General features: G+C 61.3%; 20 protein-coding genes. 2 read left to right on the top strand and 18 right to left on the bottom strand.

Going from position 1 to position 19,241, the window contains the following annotated elements; genetic code table 11:
* Positions 1–16: 16 nt before the first annotated feature.
* The 15 genes from B7L71_RS07680 to B7L71_RS07610 form a co-directional block, all read right to left on the bottom strand.
* Entirely contained in the window at positions 17–2,221 is a 2,205-nt protein-coding gene (locus B7L71_RS07680) for an ATP-dependent helicase (protein ID WP_081137108.1), read from the bottom strand.
* Positions 2,218–2,778, bottom strand: coding sequence for a DUF1285 domain-containing protein (locus B7L71_RS07675; RefSeq protein WP_081137106.1), 561 nt, complete (start codon positions 2,776–2,778; stop codon positions 2,218–2,220). The genes B7L71_RS07680 and B7L71_RS07675 overlap by 4 nt, the downstream gene beginning before the upstream one ends.
* 27 nt (positions 2,779–2,805) lie before the next feature.
* Entirely contained in the window at positions 2,806–3,639 is an 834-nt protein-coding gene (locus tag B7L71_RS07670) for a TatD family hydrolase (RefSeq protein WP_081137104.1), read from the bottom strand.
* Positions 3,640–3,676: 37 nt separating this feature from the next.
* The gene (locus B7L71_RS07665; RefSeq protein ID WP_016913557.1) at positions 3,677–4,012 is read right to left on the bottom strand and encodes a PilZ domain-containing protein; all 336 of its coding nucleotides are present in this window, start codon (positions 4,010–4,012) and stop codon (positions 3,677–3,679) included.
* 24 nt (positions 4,013–4,036) lie between these two features.
* Complete coding sequence (locus tag B7L71_RS07660) at positions 4,037–5,020, bottom strand: DNA polymerase III subunit delta' (RefSeq protein WP_016913556.1); 984 nt, start codon at positions 5,018–5,020, stop codon at positions 4,037–4,039.
* Positions 5,011–5,664 carry a dTMP kinase gene (tmk, locus tag B7L71_RS07655; protein ID WP_016913555.1) on the bottom strand — a complete coding sequence of 218 codons (654 nt, stop codon included), beginning with the start codon at positions 5,662–5,664 and terminating at the stop codon, positions 5,011–5,013. Before tmk ends, B7L71_RS07660 begins: the two co-directional genes overlap by 10 nt.
* Positions 5,665–5,718: 54 nt before the next feature.
* Positions 5,719–6,726, bottom strand: a complete 1,008-nt coding sequence (gene mltG, locus B7L71_RS07650; protein WP_081137102.1) for an endolytic transglycosylase MltG — start codon at positions 6,724–6,726, stop codon at positions 5,719–5,721.
* 35 nt (positions 6,727–6,761) lie between these two features.
* Positions 6,762–7,562, bottom strand: a complete 801-nt coding sequence (gene pabC, locus B7L71_RS07645) for an aminodeoxychorismate lyase (protein ID WP_081137100.1) — start codon at positions 7,560–7,562, stop codon at positions 6,762–6,764.
* Between the two features lie 6 nt (positions 7,563–7,568).
* Positions 7,569–8,807 (bottom strand): beta-ketoacyl-ACP synthase II, encoded by a 1,239-nt coding sequence (gene fabF / locus B7L71_RS07640; protein WP_081137098.1) that lies wholly within the window; start codon positions 8,805–8,807, stop codon positions 7,569–7,571.
* A gap of 196 nt (positions 8,808–9,003) precedes the next feature.
* On the bottom strand, positions 9,004–9,237 hold the full coding sequence (acpP, locus tag B7L71_RS07635) for an acyl carrier protein (RefSeq protein ID WP_008956801.1): 234 nt from the start codon (positions 9,235–9,237) through the stop codon (positions 9,004–9,006).
* Positions 9,238–9,361: 124 nt separating this feature from the next.
* Positions 9,362–10,105 (bottom strand): 3-oxoacyl-ACP reductase FabG, encoded by a 744-nt coding sequence (gene fabG, locus B7L71_RS07630; RefSeq protein WP_039177293.1) that lies wholly within the window; start codon positions 10,103–10,105, stop codon positions 9,362–9,364.
* A 51-nt stretch (positions 10,106–10,156) separates the two neighbouring features.
* A complete protein-coding gene (gene fabD, locus B7L71_RS07625) occupies positions 10,157–11,116 on the bottom strand; it encodes an ACP S-malonyltransferase (protein WP_081137096.1) in 960 nt (319 codons plus the stop codon).
* Positions 11,117–11,270: 154 nt separating this feature from the next.
* Positions 11,271–12,281, bottom strand: coding sequence for a phosphate acyltransferase PlsX (gene plsX, locus B7L71_RS07620; protein WP_081137094.1), 1,011 nt, complete (start codon positions 12,279–12,281; stop codon positions 11,271–11,273).
* Positions 12,282–12,322: 41 nt separating this feature from the next.
* Positions 12,323–12,493: a 50S ribosomal protein L32 gene (gene rpmF / locus B7L71_RS07615; protein WP_009099300.1), complete on the bottom strand. Its 171-nt coding sequence runs from the start codon at positions 12,491–12,493 to the stop codon at positions 12,323–12,325.
* Between the two features lie 36 nt (positions 12,494–12,529).
* Positions 12,530–13,078 carry a YceD family protein gene (locus B7L71_RS07610; RefSeq protein WP_081137092.1) on the bottom strand — a complete coding sequence of 183 codons (549 nt, stop codon included), beginning with the start codon at positions 13,076–13,078 and terminating at the stop codon, positions 12,530–12,532.
* A 174-nt stretch (positions 13,079–13,252) separates the two neighbouring features.
* On the opposite strand from B7L71_RS07610, the gene B7L71_RS07605 reads away from it, so the two are divergent.
* Positions 13,253–13,855 carry a Maf family protein gene (locus B7L71_RS07605; protein WP_249273200.1) on the top strand — a complete coding sequence of 201 codons (603 nt, stop codon included), beginning with the start codon at positions 13,253–13,255 and terminating at the stop codon, positions 13,853–13,855.
* 15 nt (positions 13,856–13,870) lie between these two features.
* Here B7L71_RS07605 and sppA read toward each other — a convergent pair whose 3' ends face one another.
* The 3 genes from sppA to B7L71_RS07590 all read right to left on the bottom strand — a co-directional run bounded on the left by sppA (position 13,871) and on the right by B7L71_RS07590 (position 16,732).
* Complete coding sequence (sppA, locus tag B7L71_RS07600; protein ID WP_081137090.1) at positions 13,871–14,992, bottom strand: signal peptide peptidase SppA; 1,122 nt, start codon at positions 14,990–14,992, stop codon at positions 13,871–13,873.
* A 128-nt stretch (positions 14,993–15,120) separates the two neighbouring features.
* Complete coding sequence (locus B7L71_RS07595; RefSeq protein WP_081137088.1) at positions 15,121–15,771, bottom strand: HAD family hydrolase; 651 nt, start codon at positions 15,769–15,771, stop codon at positions 15,121–15,123.
* Between the two features lie 10 nt (positions 15,772–15,781).
* Positions 15,782–16,732: an RluA family pseudouridine synthase gene (locus B7L71_RS07590; protein WP_081137086.1), complete on the bottom strand. Its 951-nt coding sequence runs from the start codon at positions 16,730–16,732 to the stop codon at positions 15,782–15,784.
* A 696-nt stretch (positions 16,733–17,428) separates the two neighbouring features.
* Between B7L71_RS07590 and rne the strand changes: the two genes are divergently transcribed.
* Positions 17,429–19,241 (top strand): ribonuclease E (gene rne / locus B7L71_RS07585; RefSeq protein WP_081137084.1); only part of this gene is annotated, 1,813 nt, incomplete at its 3' end.

Raw genomic sequence — 19,241 nt, 5'->3', positions numbered from 1 at the left:
GCAATGGTGCAGCTGGCTACGCTGGCTGCACCGGAGGCTCCATCACCTCAATAGGTGCACGGCGGGCGATGAGACGACGTCGCCCCGCTTGCACAAACCGCACATCAATCACCGGGTCGGACGGATTACCCTCTACTGCCGCCACTTCGCCTTCCCCAAATACGGCATGTCGCAGACGCTGGCCCGGGTAGAACGACATGGTCACTTGATAGTCCGCAGGGGTTTCCTTGAGCTGCGAGGCAGTCAGAACGATATCACTGCGTCCCAACCGGTCGAGGTAGCGTCTCACCAACCCAGGCGACGATACCTCCAGCGGCTCGGCGCTGCCGCCCTCATCATGCAGGCATTCAGCAATACGCACGGCATCCTGCCAGGCGCTTTCACCAATGAAACGACTAGGGCGATGAGCGCCACCGTCATGCAGCACCAGCAACTGCTCTTTGGCGCGGGTGATGGCCACATAAAACAGCCGCCGCTCCTCTTCCAGACGCTCATCGCTGAGCGGGTTGTCGCGGCTGTAGTGGGGAAAGTCCTCTTCATTGACGCCGGCCACCGCCACCAGCGGCCACTCCAGGCCTTTGGCACCATGCACCGTGGTAATCAACACGCCCTGGGCCTGATTCTCCACTGGGCGCTCCAGCAGCTCGATGAAGGCATCGGGGTCCCGAACGCTCTCCGCCTGTTCGATCAACACGTCCAGCAGACGCACGTCTTCCTCGCCTTTATCGCGCCGAGCAGCCGCGCGCTTGAGGGTTTTCTCGGCATCGATGGTATCCACCACGTGATGCAGCAGCCGGGCTGGCGGCCAGCCAGCCAAACGCGGCAGCTCGCACAGCAGCTCCCAGCGTTTTTTCAGCGTGCGCCGCTGCAAGGGTTTGAGCGCGGACAGCACGGCGTCATCTCGCTCTGGCCAGCGCTGGGTGGCCGCCAGCTGAGACGCCAGGCGCTGCAGGCGCTCACGGGCCACGAACGGCGCGGGCTGGGACAGCAACAGCAGCAGATGCTCGGGATCGTGCAGCAACTCGGCCCGCCGCGACAGCTTCAAATAGCCTGCCAGTGCCTGTACCAGCGGCAGGCGAAACACGAAGCGATCCTCACGCAGCAGCCGAAAAGGCACCCCGGCCTGCAGCAGCGCCAGCTGAAAAGGCACCGAAAGCGCCCAGCTGCGCACCAGCAGGCTGGCATCACTCAATGCCCGCCCCTGGGCCTGCCAGTCCATCAAGGCATCCAGCAACAGGCGGCTGCCCTGCCCCACGCGGACCTGAGTCTTCGGATTCTGGGCAGCCGCCAGGCATAGCTGGTCGGGGCGGCGCTGGTTCGCCATGATGGCGTGGTTGGCCGTCAGCGCCAGCGCGTGTCCATGGCGAAAGGTCGTGGAGAGCGGGTAATCCGTGGCGGTGCCGAAGGTGGCGGTAAAGTTTTCCAGCATGGTGTCCGGCCTGGCACCCCGCCATTCATAGATGCACTGATTGGCATCTCCTACTGCCATGACGCTGGCATCAGGGCCTGCCAGCACGGCCAACAGCCGCTGCTGAACGGTATTGATATCCTGGTATTCATCCACGATGACGTGGTCGAGGAATCCTTCGACCCGCTGACGCAAAGCAGGCTCGGCCTCCAGCGCTTGCAGCGGGCGGTAGAGCAAGTCCGCGTAAGTCATGACGCCTTCGGCTTCCAGCAGGCGCTCGGCCTCGCTGAAGGCTGCCGGAAAGTAATCGGTGTCAGGCTCGTAGCTTAGCTGCTCATACAGCGTGGCAGCAGGCAACATCTCTGCTTTGACCAGAGCACAAAAATGGGCCAGCGCTTCCAGGCGCTCCCCTTCCAGGGCGGCATCCCGTTGCTCGGCATCGCCCAGCACATTGAGACTTGCCTGGCGCAGCAAACGCTCCATCTGCCACTCGGCAGAGAGCAGCCGCCGCGGCGCCAGCGCCCCCCAACGACACAAACTTTGCGTGAGCCGATGCCCGAGCGAATGGAAGGTACGTACATCCGGCAGGACTTGCCCCTGCGGCGCCATTTTGGCAAGGCGACGCTGAAAATCATCCTTGGCCGAGCGGTTGAACATCAGTACCAGCATCCGCCGCGGGGAGACTCCCTGCGCCAACAGGTGCAGCACGCGTGCGGCCATGGTGGTCGTTTTACCGGCTCCTGCTACCGCCGCGACCCGTGCATGCCCGGCATCGTGGTGAACGACGGCCTGCTGTTCGGCGGTCAGTTTCACGAGACCTCACCCGCCACGCCGTGATCCCACATGCCCAGCCGATACCATTCACCCGCACTGTAGAGACGGCACTCGCTGCGGCCACCGGCCAGCTCGTGTATCTGGGCCTGCTCGACCAGTCGGTAGAACACGTTGCGATGCAGGCGCGCGGCCAGGCCAAAGCGCACCGCACACTCGGGGGCCAACTCTCCGTCGGGGGTGGCGGTCAGCGTCAGCGGGTGCTGGTGGTCCAGCCGCACCACATCGTCGAACTGAGTCTTGAACCACCAGGCGTCAGCGTAGAAATCCGCTTCCACGATCAGCAGCGGACGGTCCACTACTTGAACGCGCCAGCGCTCCGCAGGTGTCACCAGGCAGTAGCCCTCATCGTCCAGGCGCAGCAGGCTTGCCAGCAGCTTCGCCACCGCCGGGCGCGCAAACGGCTGCCCCTCGTGCTGCCAGGTGCCGTCTGGATGAATCACGATATCCATGTCGCCAGACAGCGCAGGATGCCAGGTATCCAGCGGGGGAATATCTGCCGCGTCACCCCGTTGCTGCAGTAGCCGATCCAGCGTCATCGCCCTTCTCCTGAACTGCGCCGAGCGCTATACCAACAGACCGGACTGGGCCAGCGCTTCTTTGACATGAGGCGGTGCATCGGGAACGGCACCACGAAACAGATGGTAGAAATTGGCGGTAGTCTGCATGGCGACCTCGTCGGTGGTGATGCCGCGCTGCTGAGCAATGCACTCGGCGACTTCGACGACCCAGGCAGGCTCATTGGGTTTACCACGATAGGGCACGGGGGCCAGATAAGGACTATCGGTTTCAATCAGCAGCCTGTCGAGGGGCAGCTGTCGAGCCAACTCTCGCAATGGCGCTGCGTTACGAAACGTGATGATTCCCGACAGCGAAATGTAGAAGCCGAGCCGGACGGCCTCTCGGGCCATGTCCAGATCTTCGGTGAAGCAGTGCAATACCCCGCCGACGTGAGGATCGGCGTATTCGCGCAGCAGGGCCAGGGTGTCCTCCTTGGCCTCTCGAGTATGCACGATGACCGGCAGCTCGAGTTCGGAGGCAGCGATCAGGTGACGCTTGAAGCGTTCATGCTGAACGGCCTGAGGCACGCTCTCCTGATAGTGGTAGTCCAGCCCGGTTTCCCCGATGGCCACCACGTCGTACTGCTGGGCGGCCTCCACGATCTGCTCCACGCTGGGCTCTACCGGAGCCTGGTGCAGCGGATGCAGCCCTGCCGATATCACCACATCCTCATGTGCCCTGGCGATGGCGGCCAGACCAGGCAACGCTTCCAGCGAGGTCGAGATGGCCAGAAACTGATGCACGTGAGCAGCACGCGCTGCTGCCAGCGTGGCAGCCACGTCGCCGCCGTGGGTAAGCTCGGATAGGCGGTCCAGATGACAGTGTGAATCAACGAACATGAAAATCTCGCAGGGGATGAGTGGCGTGACGAAAATATTACAACGTGAACGAAGGCGGTGCCTTGTCCAACTGACCGGCCAGCAAGGTTTCGATCCGGTCGCGGACAGGGTAATCCTGTTGGCTGAAATGCACCCCGATGCCCGGCATCCGCCGACCGCTGACACCTTCAGGCGAAATCCAGATGACCTGACCACTGACAGAAAGGCGTTCGGTCTCCCCCGGCAGCGTCAACAGCAATACCACCGGCTGCCCGAGACGATAGAGCGAAGGCGTGGGGACGAAGATCCCGCCGCGATCCAGAAAAGGCATATAGGCAGCGAGCAGCGTAGGCACATCCGGTATGGTCAAGGAGAGCGCTTTTTGAGCAGCCATCACCACCTCGTCAAAAACACGTTGTCATGAGCGCAGCAGGGCCGACCAGCGCACCAGCCAGGCCTCCAGCACCAGTTGCGGGTTGGGGTTGGCTCCCACGGCCAGCAGCCGACGTTGCTCGCGGGCGTAATCGAGCAGCCGAAACCAATCCTGAACCCGGCCATTCTTGACGGCTTGCCGATACAGTGGCGCAAGATCCGGGTTGTGCAACGCGCTTTGCTCGCCCGACAGCCCTAGCCGGATCAAGTCTTCAAGCCAGGCAATACCGTACCACAAGATCGAATCGATCGCCTGACGATCCAACCGCGCCGCCTCCGCCACCGGCTCGGCGCCTCTGACCAGCTGCTCGAAGCAGTCATGAATCTGATGGCGTAGCGCCCGCTCCTCCGGCGCCGCCAGCTCCACCGCCAGCAAGGGCAGGCCGCCTGAAACTTGCCACCAGAAGTGTGCCTCGTCACCGCCCAACTGCTGGGTCAGCCAGCCACGGCACTCGTCGAATGCCACGCTGGGTAGCGCCCACTGCTGGCAGCGCGAACGGATGGTGGGCAGCGTGCGAGAGGGTACATCGGAGAGCAGAATGAACAGCGTCTTTTCACCCGGCTCCTCGAGGCTCTTGAGCAGCGCATTGGCCGCCGCGATGTTCATGGCCTCCGCCGGTGACACGACGATGACTCGGTAACCGCCCTGCTGGGCCGTTTGTGACACGAAACGGTTGACCTCGCGAATGGGGTCTATGCGAATTTGACGCTTGCCCTCCTCCGGCGACACCCTCAGCAGGTCGGGGTGATAGCCTGACGCCAGCATATGGCAAGCATGGCAATGACCACACGCCTGGTCACCGGGCTGCGCGCATAGCGTGCGTGCGATCAGCGCTTCGGCAAGCTGCTGCTTGCCCACCCCATGGGCGCCGCTGAGCAGCAGCGCATGGGGCATGCGACCGCTGTCGGCCAAGCGAACCAGCTGCCGCCACGTCGCCTGGTGCCACGGCAAGACATCATTTACGACCATTGCGCCATCCGTGTTTCCAGTGCGCGCGCAATGGCCGCCTGCACGCTTTCGAGAGGCTGTGCCGCATCGACCACGGCAAAGCGCTGCGGTGCCGCTTGGGCCCGCGCCAGGTAAGCCTCACGCACGGCGCCGAAAAACGCGGCCTGCTCCTGCTCGAAACGGTCGCGCTGGGTATTGAGATCACGCAACCGCCCCTCCAGGCGTTGGCGGGCAGCCTCGACGGGCATGTCCAGCAGCAGCGTCAAATCCGGCGCAAGCCCTTGCTGAACGAAGCACTCCAACTGAGCAATGCGCGCCGGATCGATGCCACGCCCGCCACCCTGATACGCAAAGGTGGCGTCGGTGAAGCGGTCACACACTACCCAGGCACCGCGCTCCAGGGCCGGCACGATTTTTTCCGCCAGATGCTGTGCTCGGGCTGCAAAGACCAGCAGTAGCTCAGCGTCCACGCTCAGCGGCTCCTGGGGTGCAGGATCCAGCAGCAGCTCGCGAATGGCTTCGGCACGCGGCGTGCCACCGGGCTCACGAGTTCGCACTACGTCGAGCCCCTGCTCTTTCAGCCAGGCCTCCACGAACGCCACGTTGGTAGATTTTCCGACGCCCTCACCGCCCTCCAGGGTGATGAAGCGACCACGCTTGCTCATTGCTGCCCCTTACGGAATAGATACGCCATGATAATGCTCGCCATGATCTGTGTGTCAGCGGTTGCGAATATAGCGATTCACCGCATTGTTGTGCTCGCGCAGGGTGCGCGAAAAGTGGTGCGTACCATCGCCACGGGAAACGAAGTAGAGCGTTTCACCCGGCAACGGATTCACCGCCGCCTCCAGCGAGGCGCGCCCCGGCATGGCGATGGGCGTGGGCGGAAGGCCATCGATCACGTAAGTATTGTAGGGGGTTGCCTCGCGGATGTCGGCGCGAGTAATGCGCCCCTGATAACGCTCGCCCATGCCATAGATGATGGTCGGGTCGGTCTGCAGCCGCATGCCCCGCTCCATGCGCCGCTTGAACACCCCGGCGATTTCACGACGCTCTTCCGGCGCACCGGTTTCGCGTTCGATCAACGACGCCATGATCAACGCCTCGTAAGGGGTATCGATGGTCAGGTCGTCATCACGCTGCTCCCAGACCTCTTCCAGGATTCGCTCCATGCGGCTCAGCGACTGGCGCAGAATATCCACATCACTCATGCCCAGGTGGTAGCGGTAGGTATCCGGAAAGAACCAACCCTCAGGAAACGTGCCTTCACGCCCCAATAAAGCCATGACCTCGTCATCGCTCATCTCGGCGGTGCGATTTTCCAGCTTCGGGGCACTGTCCAGCAAAGCGCGCATCTGGCGGAAGGTCCACCCTTCCGGGATGGTCAACGGGTACGTCACCACGTTGTTGCTGCCCAGCAGTGCCACCAACTCCATACCGCTCATGCCCGGCACCAGCTGATATTCGCCAACCCGCAGACGCGGCACCTGCTCGGGCTCCAGCCGCGCCAGCAGTTGGAAGGGCCAGCGCGCCTGGATAATGCCTTCCGCTTCCAACTGACGAAGCACCTGATTGAAGCCTGCACCGGCAGGCACCTGGTAAAGCGCGGGTTCATCCAGCGCAATGGGCGCCGCCAGACGATGCTGCCAATAGGCGTAACCACCGGCCACTGCGGCAACGCCTAGCGCAATGATCAGCCCCACGGCGATAAGAAACCGTTTCACGATGTCACCTCAGTGATTTTAAAGTCGTTGTTGGCTATTCAGGCTGGATAGCCCAATAGCGGATGGGCCACCCGCTGTAACGGATCGGGGCCTTGCACCTCCGGCCAGGTACGCAAGATGCTGCCCTGCGGGTCATCCAACCGATGCACGGGCCACACGCCTTGCACAGAGTTGCCCACCCAAAGGCGCTCGACGCTGGAGAGCGCGCTCACAGGCAGCTTGCTCTCCCTGACATGCCCCAGCTCCAGTAGCGCAGCCCGCAGCGTTCCTGCGACGCCACAGCCATCGACGAAGGGCGTCAACAACGCCTGACCCGATTGCCAGAACAGGTTCATGCTGGTCGCTTCGATGACGTGATCGCGGTGATCGAGTAGCAGCCCTTCAGCAATGGTACTTGCCTGCCACTCCCGGCGAGCAAGCACGTTTTCGAGGCGGTTCAAGTGCTTGATGCCCGCCAACTGCGGCTGGTGACCCAGCCGCAGTTGGCATAAGCGCACGCGCACCCCCTGCTGCCAGCGCTCGGGGCTGGCAGCAAAGGGCGTTCTGCGGCTCAGCAGCCTTGGCGCTACTTGATCGGGGAGCGCGTAACCACGCCCCCCGCTGCCCCGGGTCACGATGACCTTGAGCACCTCCAGAGGTGCCTCTGCTGGGGTTTTCCACGTATCGGCAAGTGCTGAATCAGCAGGCATCGGGATACCAAGCCGCTGGCACCCCAAGGCCAATCTTGCCTGATGGTATGACCACAGCACGGGCTGCCCTTCACGCAGCAGCACCGTTTCGAACAGGCCATCCCCATACGCCAGCCCTCGGTCATCGAACGGCACCCAAGGCATGGTCATGACGCGCTATACCCGCTTGAACAGCAGCGAACCGTTGGCGCCACCAAACCCGAAGGAGTTGGAGAGCGTGATATCGATGCGCATGTCGCGGGCGGTGTGGGGCACGTAGTCGAGGCGACAGCCCTCCTGGGGGTTATCCAGGTTGATGGTGGGCGGTGCCACCTGATCACGAATCGCCAGAATACTGAACACCGCCTCAACCGCACCGGCCGCACCCAGCAAGTGGCCAATCATGGATTTGGTCGAGCTGACCGCCACGTCTTGCGCAGCACTGCCCAACACCTTCTCGACGGCACGGCTTTCGGCCAGGTCGCCTGCGGCCGTCGAGGTACCATGGGCATTGATATAGTCCACCTCGGAGGGGTCGATACCCGCGTCCTTGATGGCGTTGCTCATGGAGAGCGCAGCGCCTCGACCATCTTCCGGCGGGGCGGTCATGTGATAGGCATCATCGCTCATGCCAAAGCCTGCCAGCTCCGCATAGATGCGTGCGCCGCGCGCCTTGGCGTGCTCGTACTCTTCCAGCACCAGTATGCCCGCCCCGTCGGACAGCACGAAACCATCGCGATCCCGATCCCAGGGGCGGCTGGCCGCTTGCGGGTCGTCATTGCGAGTAGACAAGGCGCGGGCCGCTGAGAAGCCCCCCAGGCCCAAGGGCGTAGTGGCCATTTCTGCCCCGCCACACACCATCACGTCGGCATCGCCATAGGCGATGGTACGCGCACTGTAGCCGATATTGTGAGTCCCCGACGTGCAGGCCGTGGCAATCGCGATATTGGGGCCTCGGAAGCCGTGCTGAATGGCCATGTTACCGGAAATCATATTGATGATAGAGCCGGGCACGAAGAACGGCGACACGCGACGAGCGCCTCCCTTGAGCAGCGCACTGTGGTTCTGCTCGATCATCGGCAGGCCGCCAATGCCCGAGCCTACCGCCACACCAATCCGCTCGGCATTCTCTTCAGTGCACTCGATGCCAGAATCCTGAATGGCCTGGGCTCCGGCTGCCATGCCGTATTGAATGAATAGATCCATCTTGCGGGCATCTTTCGGATTCAGATAAGGGCTGATATCGAAGTCCTTGACCGAACCGCCAAACCGCGTGTTGAAACCGCTGGTATCGAAATGCTCGATGGCTGCGATTCCACTTTTACCGGCGACGATATTCGCCCACGATTCAGCCACGTTGTTGCCCACTGGGGTCACCAGGCCTAACCCGGTTACCACTACCCTTCTCCGCGCCATCAGTTTTCCTCCAGGCATCCTTGGTGACACGACCCGTCCGGGTCATCTTGCAGCACAAAATTGGTGACTAGTATAACGGAGATTGCACGTTATATTCATTGTGACCGCAAAGCAAAAAAAGCCGCCCCATATCAGGACGGCTTTTTTAACATGGGTGGACAGCTTGCCACCCTGGTTCACAGCGTCGACCGAGCCCTTACTGGTGGGCGTTCACGTAGTCGATGGCTTCCTGAACCGTGGTGATCTTCTCGGCTTCTTCGTCAGGAATTTCGGTGTCGAATTCCTCTTCCAACGCCATCACCAGTTCAACGGTGTCCAGAGAGTCAGCACCCAGGTCTTCTGTGAAAGAAGAGCTATTCTGGATATCTTCTTCTTTTACGTTCAGGCGCTCTGCCACAACTTTTTTAACGCGCTCTTCAATAGTACTCATCAACGTACTCCAGTCGTTCACATTAGCCGTTATAGATAACCAGCTATTTGGAAACCGCAAGCCAAAAGCTGCGGGGTAGTTTATAGACGCCCTCAAGCTGACGCAACCGCCAGTCTCAAGGCCATCAACGCATATTCATACCGCCGTTGACATGCAGGGTTTCACCCGTGATGTAACCTGCAGCATCACTGGTCAGGAACCCTACTGCGGCGGCGATCTCTTCCGGCCCACCCAGGCGAGCGAGCGGAATCTGCTTGAGCAGCATCTCGTGCTGCGCCTCCGGCAGCGCTTCGGTCATGTCGGTCGCGATGAAACCCGGTGCCACGGCATTGACCGTGATCGCACGCGAGGCAACTTCACGGGCCAGTGCACGACTGAACCCTTCCATGCCCGCCTTGGCAGCCGCGTAGTTGGCTTGCCCCAGGTTGCCCATGGTCGCCACCACCGAGCTGATCGACACGATACGACCAAAGCGTGCCTTGGTCATGCCGCGCAAACAAGCCTTGCTGACACGATAGACGGACTTGAGGTTGGTATCCATGACGGAATCCCACTCCTCTTCCTTCATGCGCATGAGCAGGTTATCACGAGTGATACCGGCATTGTTGACCAGAATGGTCGGCGCACCGAAACGCTCGGTAATGCTCTTCAACACCTCATCGATGCTGGACTGATCGGTCACGTTCAGACACAGGCCAGCGCCTTCGATACCATTGGCTTTGAGATCGGCATCGATTTTCTCGGCACCCGACTCACTGGTGGCGGTTCCCACCACGATGCGCCCTTGGCGACCCAGCTCGTGAGCAATGGCTCGCCCGATACCTCGGCTGGCGCCAGTGACCAGCGCCACTCGTTTTTCTTGCGTCATTACGTTTATCCTTTTACCAAACTAGCAAAGGTAGCAGAAAACAACCGCTGGTCACGCACCATCTGCCAACGCTTCGCGAGCCAACTCCAGCGCGGCATCCAGGCTATCCGGGTCATTGACCGCCAACCCCTTGGCACTGCGCACGATCCGCTTGTTCAAGCCGGTCAGCACCTTACCAGGACCACACTCGATAAACACGCTCGCCCCTTGCTCGGTCATCGCTTCGACGCAGGCAGACCAGCGCACCGGCTGATAAAGCTGTTCGATCAGCCGCGTGCGCAGCGTATCGATATCGGCATGCGCCTGGGCATCTACATTCTGAACCACCGTATAGCGAGGTGCACGCAGTTCAATCTTCTGCATGGCCTCGGCCAACTGCTCGGCCGCAGGCTTCATCAGCGCACAGTGCGAAGGCACAGAGACCGGCAGGGACAGAGCACGCTTGGCACCCGCCTCCTGGCAGGCAACGATAGCACGCTCTACGGCCGCCTTGCTGCCCGCGATGACCACCTGGCCAGGCGAATTGTAGTTGACCGCAGCGACCACGTCGCCCTGGGCTGCTTGCGCACAGGCGTCTTCTACCGCCTGATCATCCAGCCCGAGGATGGCCGCCATCCCCCCCTGACCAGCGGGCACCGCCTGCTGCATGGCTTCACCGCGCAGGCGTACCAGCTGCACACCCTCGGCAAACCCCATGACACCGGCACACACCATGGCACTGTACTCGCCCAGGCTGTGGCCTGCCATCATGTTGGGGCGCGGTCCTTCCAACTCCTGCCATACACGCCAGATGGCCACGCTGGAGGTCAGCAGCGCCGGCTGGGTGCACGCGGTCGCGTTCAATGCATCTTCAGGTCCTTCCTGGACTACTTTCCACAAATCGTAGCCCAACGCATCTGACGCTTCCTCAAAGGTCGTTCCCACTACGCTGTAGCGCTCGGCCAGCTCTCGCAGCATTCCAAGCTGCTGAGAGCCCTGCCCGGGAAAAATGAGGGCAAGGGGTTGAGACATGTCGTTCACCTTTGCTCTTGTAGGCATTTGCTCAATTGAGCGATAGGCGTAGCTATTGTCCCCGTTTGACAACGGGTGTCGGCATCTCCTGTCCTGCTGCCTCCAATAACCCGCAAAGTCGTATATCGTTTATTGTCATACAATCACGGCGGCATCAGCAAAAACGCTTTGCCAATTGGGCAGGCAGGGCCTGCTCCACCTCATGCAGTGCCCGCAAAATGGCATAATAAAAGCCGTCTGCCTGGGCTCCGCCATGACTCTTCACCACGATATGCTTCAACCCAAGCAGGCTGGCTCCGTTATAGCGCACCGGATCCAGCTCTTGCTTGAGGCGCTTGAGTACAGGCCTGGCCAGTAGACTTGCCAGCCGCCCAGTGAGGCGCGATTCAAACGCCATCTGAACACGCTCGACCAGCATACGAGTCAAACCTTCACTTGCCTTGAGCATCACATTGCCGACAAAGCCATCACACACGACCACGTCCAGCTGACCCTGAAAGACATCACCCCCCTCAGCATAGCCACAATAGTCGAAACCAGGGTCTGCATGACGACGAATCAAGGCATCTGCCTCGCGCACCGTGGCACTGCCCTTGGTGGCTTCCGAGCCAACGTTCAATAACGCCACGCGCGGACGTTCGATACCGTCCATGCATTGCGCCATGGCCGCCCCCATGACGGCAAAATCTACCAACCGTTCTGCGGGGGAATCGACGTTGGCACCCAGATCAAGCAGATAGCAACGCCCCCCTGATCGTGCAGGAATGGCGGTGCTGATCGCTGGCCTGGAAAACCCCGCAAGCATGCCCAGCTCACGCCTTGCAAGCGCCACCAGCGCTCCGGTATTGCCTGCGCTGACCCCCGCAACGGCGTGCCCAGCCGACACATGGCGCAGCATGGAGGCCATGCTGGTGTGCTGGCCGCGGCGCAACGCCCAGGCGGCGGTAGCGTCGGGCGCCACGCTATCAGGCGCGTCGATGACCGCCAAACGTGACACTGCCGCAGCCAAGGGCTGCGGCAAGCGCGAAAGCTCAGCGACAATGCGCTGATGCGGGCCAAACAGAGCAAGTTCGAGAACAGGATTTTCCACCACTGCTCTTGCAGAGCCTTCGACAATGGCACGGGGGCCTTGGTCACCCCCCATGACATCAATCGCCAGGCGCACTGCACTCACGCTGACTGGCCGCGCGAAAGGTCGAGAGAGGCTTAAACCTCAACCACCTTGCGACCACGGTAGAAACCGTCCGGAGAAACGTGGTGACGCAGGTGAGTCGTGCCGGTTTCCTTGTCCTGAGACAGGGTCGGGGCGCTCAGCGCATCGTGGCTACGACGCATACCGCGCTTGGAACGAGTTTTACGGTTCTGTTGAACTGCCATGGGTGTTTACTCCAAGGTATGTAGGGTAAGTGATGCTTACTTTTTGCCTTTCAAAGCGCCACTGCTTTTCAAAGCATTGAGCACCGCGAAAGGGTTTTTGGCAGGAGCGGACTCGTCCGCTGCGCCTTCGGTCTTGCTGACCAGCTGCTCCGCCGAGACATGGCATTCGGTCTCATCGTGATAGACCACCTGCGGCAAGCTGAGGATCAACTCATCCTCGATTACCGTCAGCAAGTCCAGCTGTTCGTTTTCCACCAGCACAGGCTCATGACTGGCAGGCAGCTCGGCAGCCAACGCTTCGTCCGAAATCATTCCCAGAAGGAAATCACTCGACACGTCTTGATTCAGCGGCACCAGACAACGACGACAAGGCAGCGCCAGAGTCGCTTTCAAGGAACCACGAATTTCGCGACGGCCCTGGGCATCGACACCAAACTCAAGGATGACGTGACCGTCACCCGTTTGGTCGCCGGCTTCTTCAGCCAGGCGTGGCAGCTTGTTCAAGGCTACCAGGCCTTCGAGTCGTTCGCGGCGGGCTGCAAGCTTATAAGGCTCAACCCGGCTGGGGAGTTGTGAGGTCAACATAGGCGCGCAATGATAGGCACTCGCCCCGCCGGTGTCAAAGCCAGCGGCATATTTCTTGACAGTTTCTGTTCGCAGACAGCCTCTGCAGGCATGCGCCAAGGCTTTTCGCTACACTGTCGGCGATGCGTTTTTTCTTTTCGATCACCCAAATCTTGCCCTTCACAGGAGAGTATCGTGCCCCTCGCCCCCAATGCCACGCTGGTACTGGCCTCCAGCTCACGCTCGCGACAAGCCCTGCTCGACCGATTACAGCTACCCTACCAGTGCCAATCGCCGGATATCGATGAGACACCGCTGCCCCATGAAACGCCCGAAGCCCTGGTGCATCGACTATCGCTGAGCAAGGCACACGCCGTCGCCGAATTCTTTCCGGCACACTGCATCATCGGGTCGGATCAAATTGCTCTGTTCGAAGGCGAGGTGCTGGGCAAGCCCCATACCGCCGAGCGCGCCTGCGCCAACCTGAAACGTTTTTCAGGCCAGCGCGTCAGCTTCCTGACAGGCCTGGCACTGGTGGACACTCGCCAGCAGCGCCACCAGGTGCATATCGAGACGTTCGATGTCGTCTTCCGAACCCTGCGCGACGCCGAGATCGAACGCTATGTCGCCCTGGAGCAACCGCTGGACAGTGCGGGCAGCTTTCGTATGGAAGGACTCGGCATCACGCTATTCGAGCGCCTGGAAGGGCGCGACCCCAATGCACTCATCGGCCTGCCGTTGATCGCTCTTTGCGACATGCTGCGCCAGGCAGGCATGGACCCACTCGGCACTGCATAGTCACGACCAGGAGGCTTACCACCAGGGGGCCTGGAAGCGCAGCGGCGAGCGGGCGCTCTCCACCCCCAGCACTTCCGCCGCCGCCTGGGTGAAGCGTCGCGTCAGGCGCTCGAAGGGGTCCAGGCGAGGCGTGTAATTCTCCCACTCGGCTTCTCCGATGCGCGCCCGCGCCACTTGCTCGAGGCTGGCCAGCTCATCCACCAGCCCCAGCGCCAGCGCCTGCTCACCGCTCCATACCAACCCGGAAAACACCTCAGAATCGCCACTCAAGCGCTCGCCTCTCCCGGCCCGAACGTCCTCGATGAACTGCTCGTGGGTCTGCGCCAGCACCGTTTGCCAGAACTGAGCCACCTCCTCATCGAGCGGCTGGAACGGATCAAGAAACGCCTTGTTTTCACCGGCGGTCATGACACGCCGCTCCACGCCCAGCCGATCGATCGCCTCCTGGAAACCAAAGCCTGCGTAAATGACCCCTATCGAGCCCACCAGGCTGGCGGGAGAGGCAATGATCTCATCCGCTGCCGACGCGATATAGTAGGCACCGCTGGCTCCCACGTCTTCGATGACCGCCAGGATGGGCTTGTCACCCAGATCACGCAGCCGCATGATTTCCGCATGGATGCGCTGGGACTGCACCGGGCTCCCGCCGGGGCTGTCGATATGCAGTACGACCGCCGCCGCGCTCTCGCTCTCCCAGGCACGATTTAAACCGCGAATGATGCGTTCGGCATTGGCGGGCGCATCACTGGCAATGACGCCCTGCACCTCGACCAACGCCAGATGCTGCTGTTCCGGCACGCTTGAGGTCGGCTCTGCCACGAAAACGCGGTACAGCGTCGTGGTGATCGATACCAGCACCAGCGTCAATACGACGAAACGGAAAAACAGCTTCCACCGCCGCGCCCGGCGCTGCTCGGTCAAGACGCCACCAATCCAGCGGTCCATCATTTCCAGCTGGGCCAGACGTTGACGTTCGCGCAGCGTTTCGGCATCGTCGCTCGGCTCACCTGCGGCCGATGCTTTCGACGCGGTCGCAGCGACTTGCGGTCCCTGCGTCCAAGGATCCTGCGCGCTTCCCGACGGCTCTTCATGGGAGGGGCTGCCTTGCTCTCTATCGCGGGACTGATCGTCGCTCATACTATTTCCCTCATGATATTTCCCCTCATACGATGTTTCTCATACTGTCTGCCTCTCGGGCATTGACCACCAATAGCTGTGTACACGTGGATCAGCTATATAAAACTCAGCCCCGCTATCACCCAGCGTCAGCCATGCAACCATTCGAACAGCGTGGGAATGTCATCCGTCATCCAGACAGGCTGGCACGCCGCCAGCCGCTCGGCAGAGTGCACCCCATAGGTCACACCGACCCGATCCATGCCGATGGCGCGTGCCATTTCCAGATCGTATTCGGTATCCCCCACCATCACCGCACGCTCTACCGGCGTATTAAGCTCGGCGAGTAGCTCCAGCAGCATCTGTGGATGGGGTTTGGAGCGGGTTTCATCTGCGGTACGACTGGCGTCGAACCACTGGCCGCTATCGGTTTCTCGAAAGACACGATCCAGGCCGCGACGACTCTTGCCCGTGGCCACGGCCAGCCGCTGCCGGGGACGCTGACGCAGCTTGGCCAACTGCTCCTCGACACCGTTGAAAAAAGGCATGGGCGTCGTGTCGCCACTCACAAAGTGATGCGAGTAGCGCTGGCGCAAGCGCTCTGCCTGCTCCGGCGAAATGCCCGGACACAGCGTTGCAATGGCTTCGGGCAGGCCAAGACCGATGATGTTCTCGATGGCGCTGTCTTCCAGGGGCGGCCAGCGTACATCCGCTGCGGCGGCATGCATGCACGACACGATCTTGGGCACCGAATTCATCAAGGTCCCATCCCAGTCAAAGATGATCAGCTCGTAACGCATGGCGTTCTCCCTACTTGCCCTGCTGACGCGCACGCGCCAGCGTCTCTTTCAGTGCCTCAGGCAGTGGTGCTTTCACCGTCACCGGACGACCGTTACCAGGCTCGGGAAAGGTCAATGAGCGCGCGTGCAGAAACAAGCGCCCCAGACCCAACTGTTTAGACAACCGCTCGCTTTCCCGCGTCGCGTACTTGTCATCGCCCAGCAAGGCGTGGCCCGCGTGGGCAGCGTGCACACGAATCTGATGGGTACGACCGGTCACCGGCTCGGCCTCGATGAGCGTCACTTTTTCGAAGGCCTCCACGACGGAGAAATGGGTGCGTGATACCTTGCCGTTGGGGTCCACCCGCACACGCCGCTCGCCATTACCGGCATCGAAGCGGTCCAGCCGGGCACTTTCATAGGTTTTTCTGGCAGGCCAGCGCCCTGCCACCAGTGCCAGATAGCGCTTGTCCATGCCGTGCTTCTTGAGCGCCTCGTTGAGCGTCACCAGCGCCTCACGCGACTTGGCCAACAGCAGGCACCCGGAGGTATCACGATCCAGACGATGGACCAGCTCGAGAAAGCTCAAGTCGTCGCGTACCTGACGCAATGCCTCGATCAGACCAATCTTGACGCCACTTCCACCATGCACCGCCAGGCCAGAAGGCTTGTTCAACACCATCCAGTCCGGCCCTTCCATGATGACGCTACCCACCAACACGTCGCGCAGGTTATCGCTGACCTCCTTGACCGCCTCCTTGGGCGCCAGGCGCAGAGGCGGTACGCGGACGAGGTCTCCCCCCTGCAGGCGATAGTCCACCTTCACGCGTTTCTTGTTCACTCGAACCTCCCCCTTGCGCACGATGCGGTAGATCAGCGCCCGTGGAGCGCCCTTCAATCGTGTCATGAGGAAATTATCGATTCGTTGACCCGCCTGCTCCGGGGCGATTTCCACCCACTGCACTTCACGCCCTTCGGACATTACCTTGTACTCCTGGTCTCATCCACGCCACATGGTGGAAAGTGACCTTGATTGAAAAGCGGCATTCTAGCGTAGACCTTACGCCATTGCGTCAATTGCTGACGCTTCTCTTTACTGTTATATTCCAGGACGCTCATCGGCCAACGTGACTTGCTGATCTGAAACGCAATAAGCCGCCTTGTATGGCGTATTGTCGTCCAGCGAATTGTCCGTCACGTTCGCCTAAGCACCTGCCCGACCAACATGCAGGTCAGAGCAACGAGGCCAGGCCAGTGTACGCATTGCCCGCCTTCTACGTAATGAAATGCAGCACCTCTGTCGCCTGACCGCGGCAGAGGGAAAAGAATACCGCCAGCCTCGACTGGCAAAAAACGTTACGCCCCTGCCAGGCAGTTACCTTATTCGTCACAAGGCGCTGTCATGCCGGGGCGCAAAGATCAACGCTGTGCCGACAACCGGCGTTGACGAATCGATGAATGCCAGGTGTAGGCGGTGTCAGCAGAGCCGGATGGACGTGACAGCCACCGAAACACGTTCTGCCTCCGCCACGTACTCAACGCCCTATTGGCCGGGTCGGCTACGATGCCTTCCCGGCTTGATGCGTCAGCATAACCATGCGCCGAGCACAAGCACGCAGCACACAGCGGTTCGTCGACGACTCCTCGTTTGACGGCACGACATGCTACGTGAGACCACATGAAACGGATGCTTATTAACGCGACCCAGCCCGAAGAACTGCGGGTCGCCCTGGTAGACGGACAGCGCCTCTACGATCTGGACATCGAGTCCGGCGCACGCGAACAGAAGAAAGCCAATATCTACCGGGGCAAAATCACCCGGGTAGAACCCTCCCTCGAAGCCGCCTTCGTCGACTTTGGCGCCGAGCGCCACGGCTTTCTGCCGCTGAAAGAGATCTCTCGCGAATACTTCATCAAGGATGTTTCGGGCCGCCCGAACATCAAGGAAGTACTGAAAGAGGGTCAGGAAGTCATCGTTCAGGTAGACAAGGAAGAGCGTGGCAACAAGGGCGCCGCCCTGACCACCTTCATCAGCCTGGCCGGACGCTTTTTGGTACTGATGCCCAACAACCCTCGTGCAGGTGGCATATCGCGGCGTATCGAAGGCGATGACCGCAGCCAGCTCAAGGATGCCATGGGCCAGCTGACAGTTCCCGACAAGATGGGCCTGATCGTACGCACCGCCGGTATTGGCCGCAGCTCCGAAGAGCTGCAGTGGGACCTGGACTACCTGGTGCAGGTGTGGGAATCGATCACCACCGAGTCCGCCAAGCGCCCTGCGCCCTTTTTGATCTACCGCGAATCCAACGTCATCATCCGTGCCATGCGCGACTACCTGCGCCAGGATATTGGCGAGGTGTTGATCGACAGTCCCGACATCCACGCCGAGGCGCTGGCATTCATCCGCCAGGTGATGCCTTCCTACCAGCAAAAGATCAAGCTGTATGCCGATGAAGTGCCGCTGTTCTCGCGCTTCCAGATCGAGTCGCAGATCGAGACGGCCTACCAGCGGGAAGTGAAACTGCCTTCCGGTGGCTCCATCGTCATCGATCACACCGAAGCGCTGGTCTCCATCGACATCAACTCGGCCCGCGCCACCCGTGGCAGCGATATCGAAGAGACCGCCCTGCAAACCAACACCGAAGCCGCCGATGAGATCGCTCGCCAGCTCCGCCTGCGCGACATCGGCGGGCTCGTGGTCATCGATTTCATCGACATGGGCCCGGCTCGCAACCAGCGTGAAGTCGAAAACCGCATGCGCGATGCGCTCAAACTGGACCGCGCCCGCGTACAGATCGGCCGCATTTCGCGCTTCGGACTGATGGAAATGTCGCGCCAGCGTCTGCGCCCCTCGCTGGGCGAAACCAGCGGCGTGGTCTGCCCCCGCTGTAACGGCCAGGGCACCATCCGCGATGTGCGCTCGCTGTCGCTCTCCATCATGCGCCTGATCGAAGAAGAGGCCATGAAAGAGCGTAGCGCCCAGATCCGCGCCATTCTGCCCGTGCCGGTCGCCACTTATCTGCTCAACGAAAAGCGCAGCGTGCTGGCGGATATCGAATCACGCCAAGGCGTGCGCGTGGTCATCCTGCCCAGCCCGGAGATGGACACCCCGCACTACGACGTGCAACGCCTGCGCGATGACCACCTGGACGAAGACGACAGCCACACCCTGTCGAGCTTCGAACTCTCCACGGACACCGAGATTGGCAAAGAGCCGCCTCCCAGCTTCGCGGCTCCGGCTCAGCGGGCAGAAGCCGCGGTCAAGAGCATCGCTCACAACGCTCCGGCCCCCGAGTCGCTGCAAACCGAAGAAGCGCCCGCCAAACCAGCCGCAGCCGTGGCGCCCGTGGAACAGCCCAGCGTACTGGGCCGCTTCATTCGCGGTTTTGCCAAACTGCTGGGTGGCGATGAGACCAGCACGACGGCCTCCCAGGAAGCCAGCTCGACGAACCGCAAGCCCGAGCAGCCGGCAGCCCCAAGCCGCCCGCCGC

Source organism: Halomonas sp. BC2, assembly GCF_002078115.1.
GTDB lineage: Bacteria > Pseudomonadota > Gammaproteobacteria > Pseudomonadales > Halomonadaceae > Vreelandella > Vreelandella stevensii.
Note: the sequence above shows the minus strand (reverse complement) of the source record. Positions and strands in the feature narration are given on the sequence as shown.

What these genes read in the sequence shown, in the direction of transcription:
- B7L71_RS07675 (WP_081137106.1), bottom strand. Translation starts at nt 2,778, where the DNA reads ATGACGCTGGATCGGCTACTGCAGCAACGGGGTGACGCGGCAGATATT.
- tmk (WP_016913555.1), bottom strand. Translation starts at nt 5,664, where the DNA reads ATGAGCAAGCGTGGTCGCTTCATCACCCTGGAGGGCGGTGAGGGCGTC.
- fabF (WP_081137098.1), bottom strand. Translation starts at nt 8,807, where the DNA reads ATGGCGCGGAGAAGGGTAGTGGTAACCGGGTTAGGCCTGGTGACCCCA.
- fabD (WP_081137096.1), bottom strand. Translation starts at nt 11,116, where the DNA reads ATGTCTCAACCCCTTGCCCTCATTTTTCCCGGGCAGGGCTCTCAGCAG.
- B7L71_RS07590 (WP_081137086.1), bottom strand. Translation starts at nt 16,732, where the DNA reads ATGTCCGAAGGGCGTGAAGTGCAGTGGGTGGAAATCGCCCCGGAGCAG.
- acpP (WP_008956801.1), bottom strand. Translation starts at nt 9,237, where the DNA reads ATGAGTACTATTGAAGAGCGCGTTAAAAAAGTTGTGGCAGAGCGCCTG.
- rpmF (WP_009099300.1), bottom strand. Translation starts at nt 12,493, where the DNA reads ATGGCAGTTCAACAGAACCGTAAAACTCGTTCCAAGCGCGGTATGCGT.
- B7L71_RS07595 (WP_081137088.1), bottom strand. Translation starts at nt 15,771, where the DNA reads ATGCGTTACGAGCTGATCATCTTTGACTGGGATGGGACCTTGATGAAT.
- fabG (WP_039177293.1), bottom strand. Translation starts at nt 10,105, where the DNA reads ATGACGCAAGAAAAACGAGTGGCGCTGGTCACTGGCGCCAGCCGAGGT.
- pabC (WP_081137100.1), bottom strand. Translation starts at nt 7,562, where the DNA reads ATGACCATGCCTTGGGTGCCGTTCGATGACCGAGGGCTGGCGTATGGG.
- B7L71_RS07610 (WP_081137092.1), bottom strand. Translation starts at nt 13,078, where the DNA reads ATGTTGACCTCACAACTCCCCAGCCGGGTTGAGCCTTATAAGCTTGCA.
- B7L71_RS07670 (WP_081137104.1), bottom strand. Translation starts at nt 3,639, where the DNA reads ATGTTCGTTGATTCACACTGTCATCTGGACCGCCTATCCGAGCTTACC.
- B7L71_RS07660 (WP_016913556.1), bottom strand. Translation starts at nt 5,020, where the DNA reads ATGGTCGTAAATGATGTCTTGCCGTGGCACCAGGCGACGTGGCGGCAG.
- B7L71_RS07665 (WP_016913557.1), bottom strand. Translation starts at nt 4,012, where the DNA reads ATGGCTGCTCAAAAAGCGCTCTCCTTGACCATACCGGATGTGCCTACG.
- sppA (WP_081137090.1), bottom strand. Translation starts at nt 14,992, where the DNA reads ATGAGCGACGATCAGTCCCGCGATAGAGAGCAAGGCAGCCCCTCCCAT.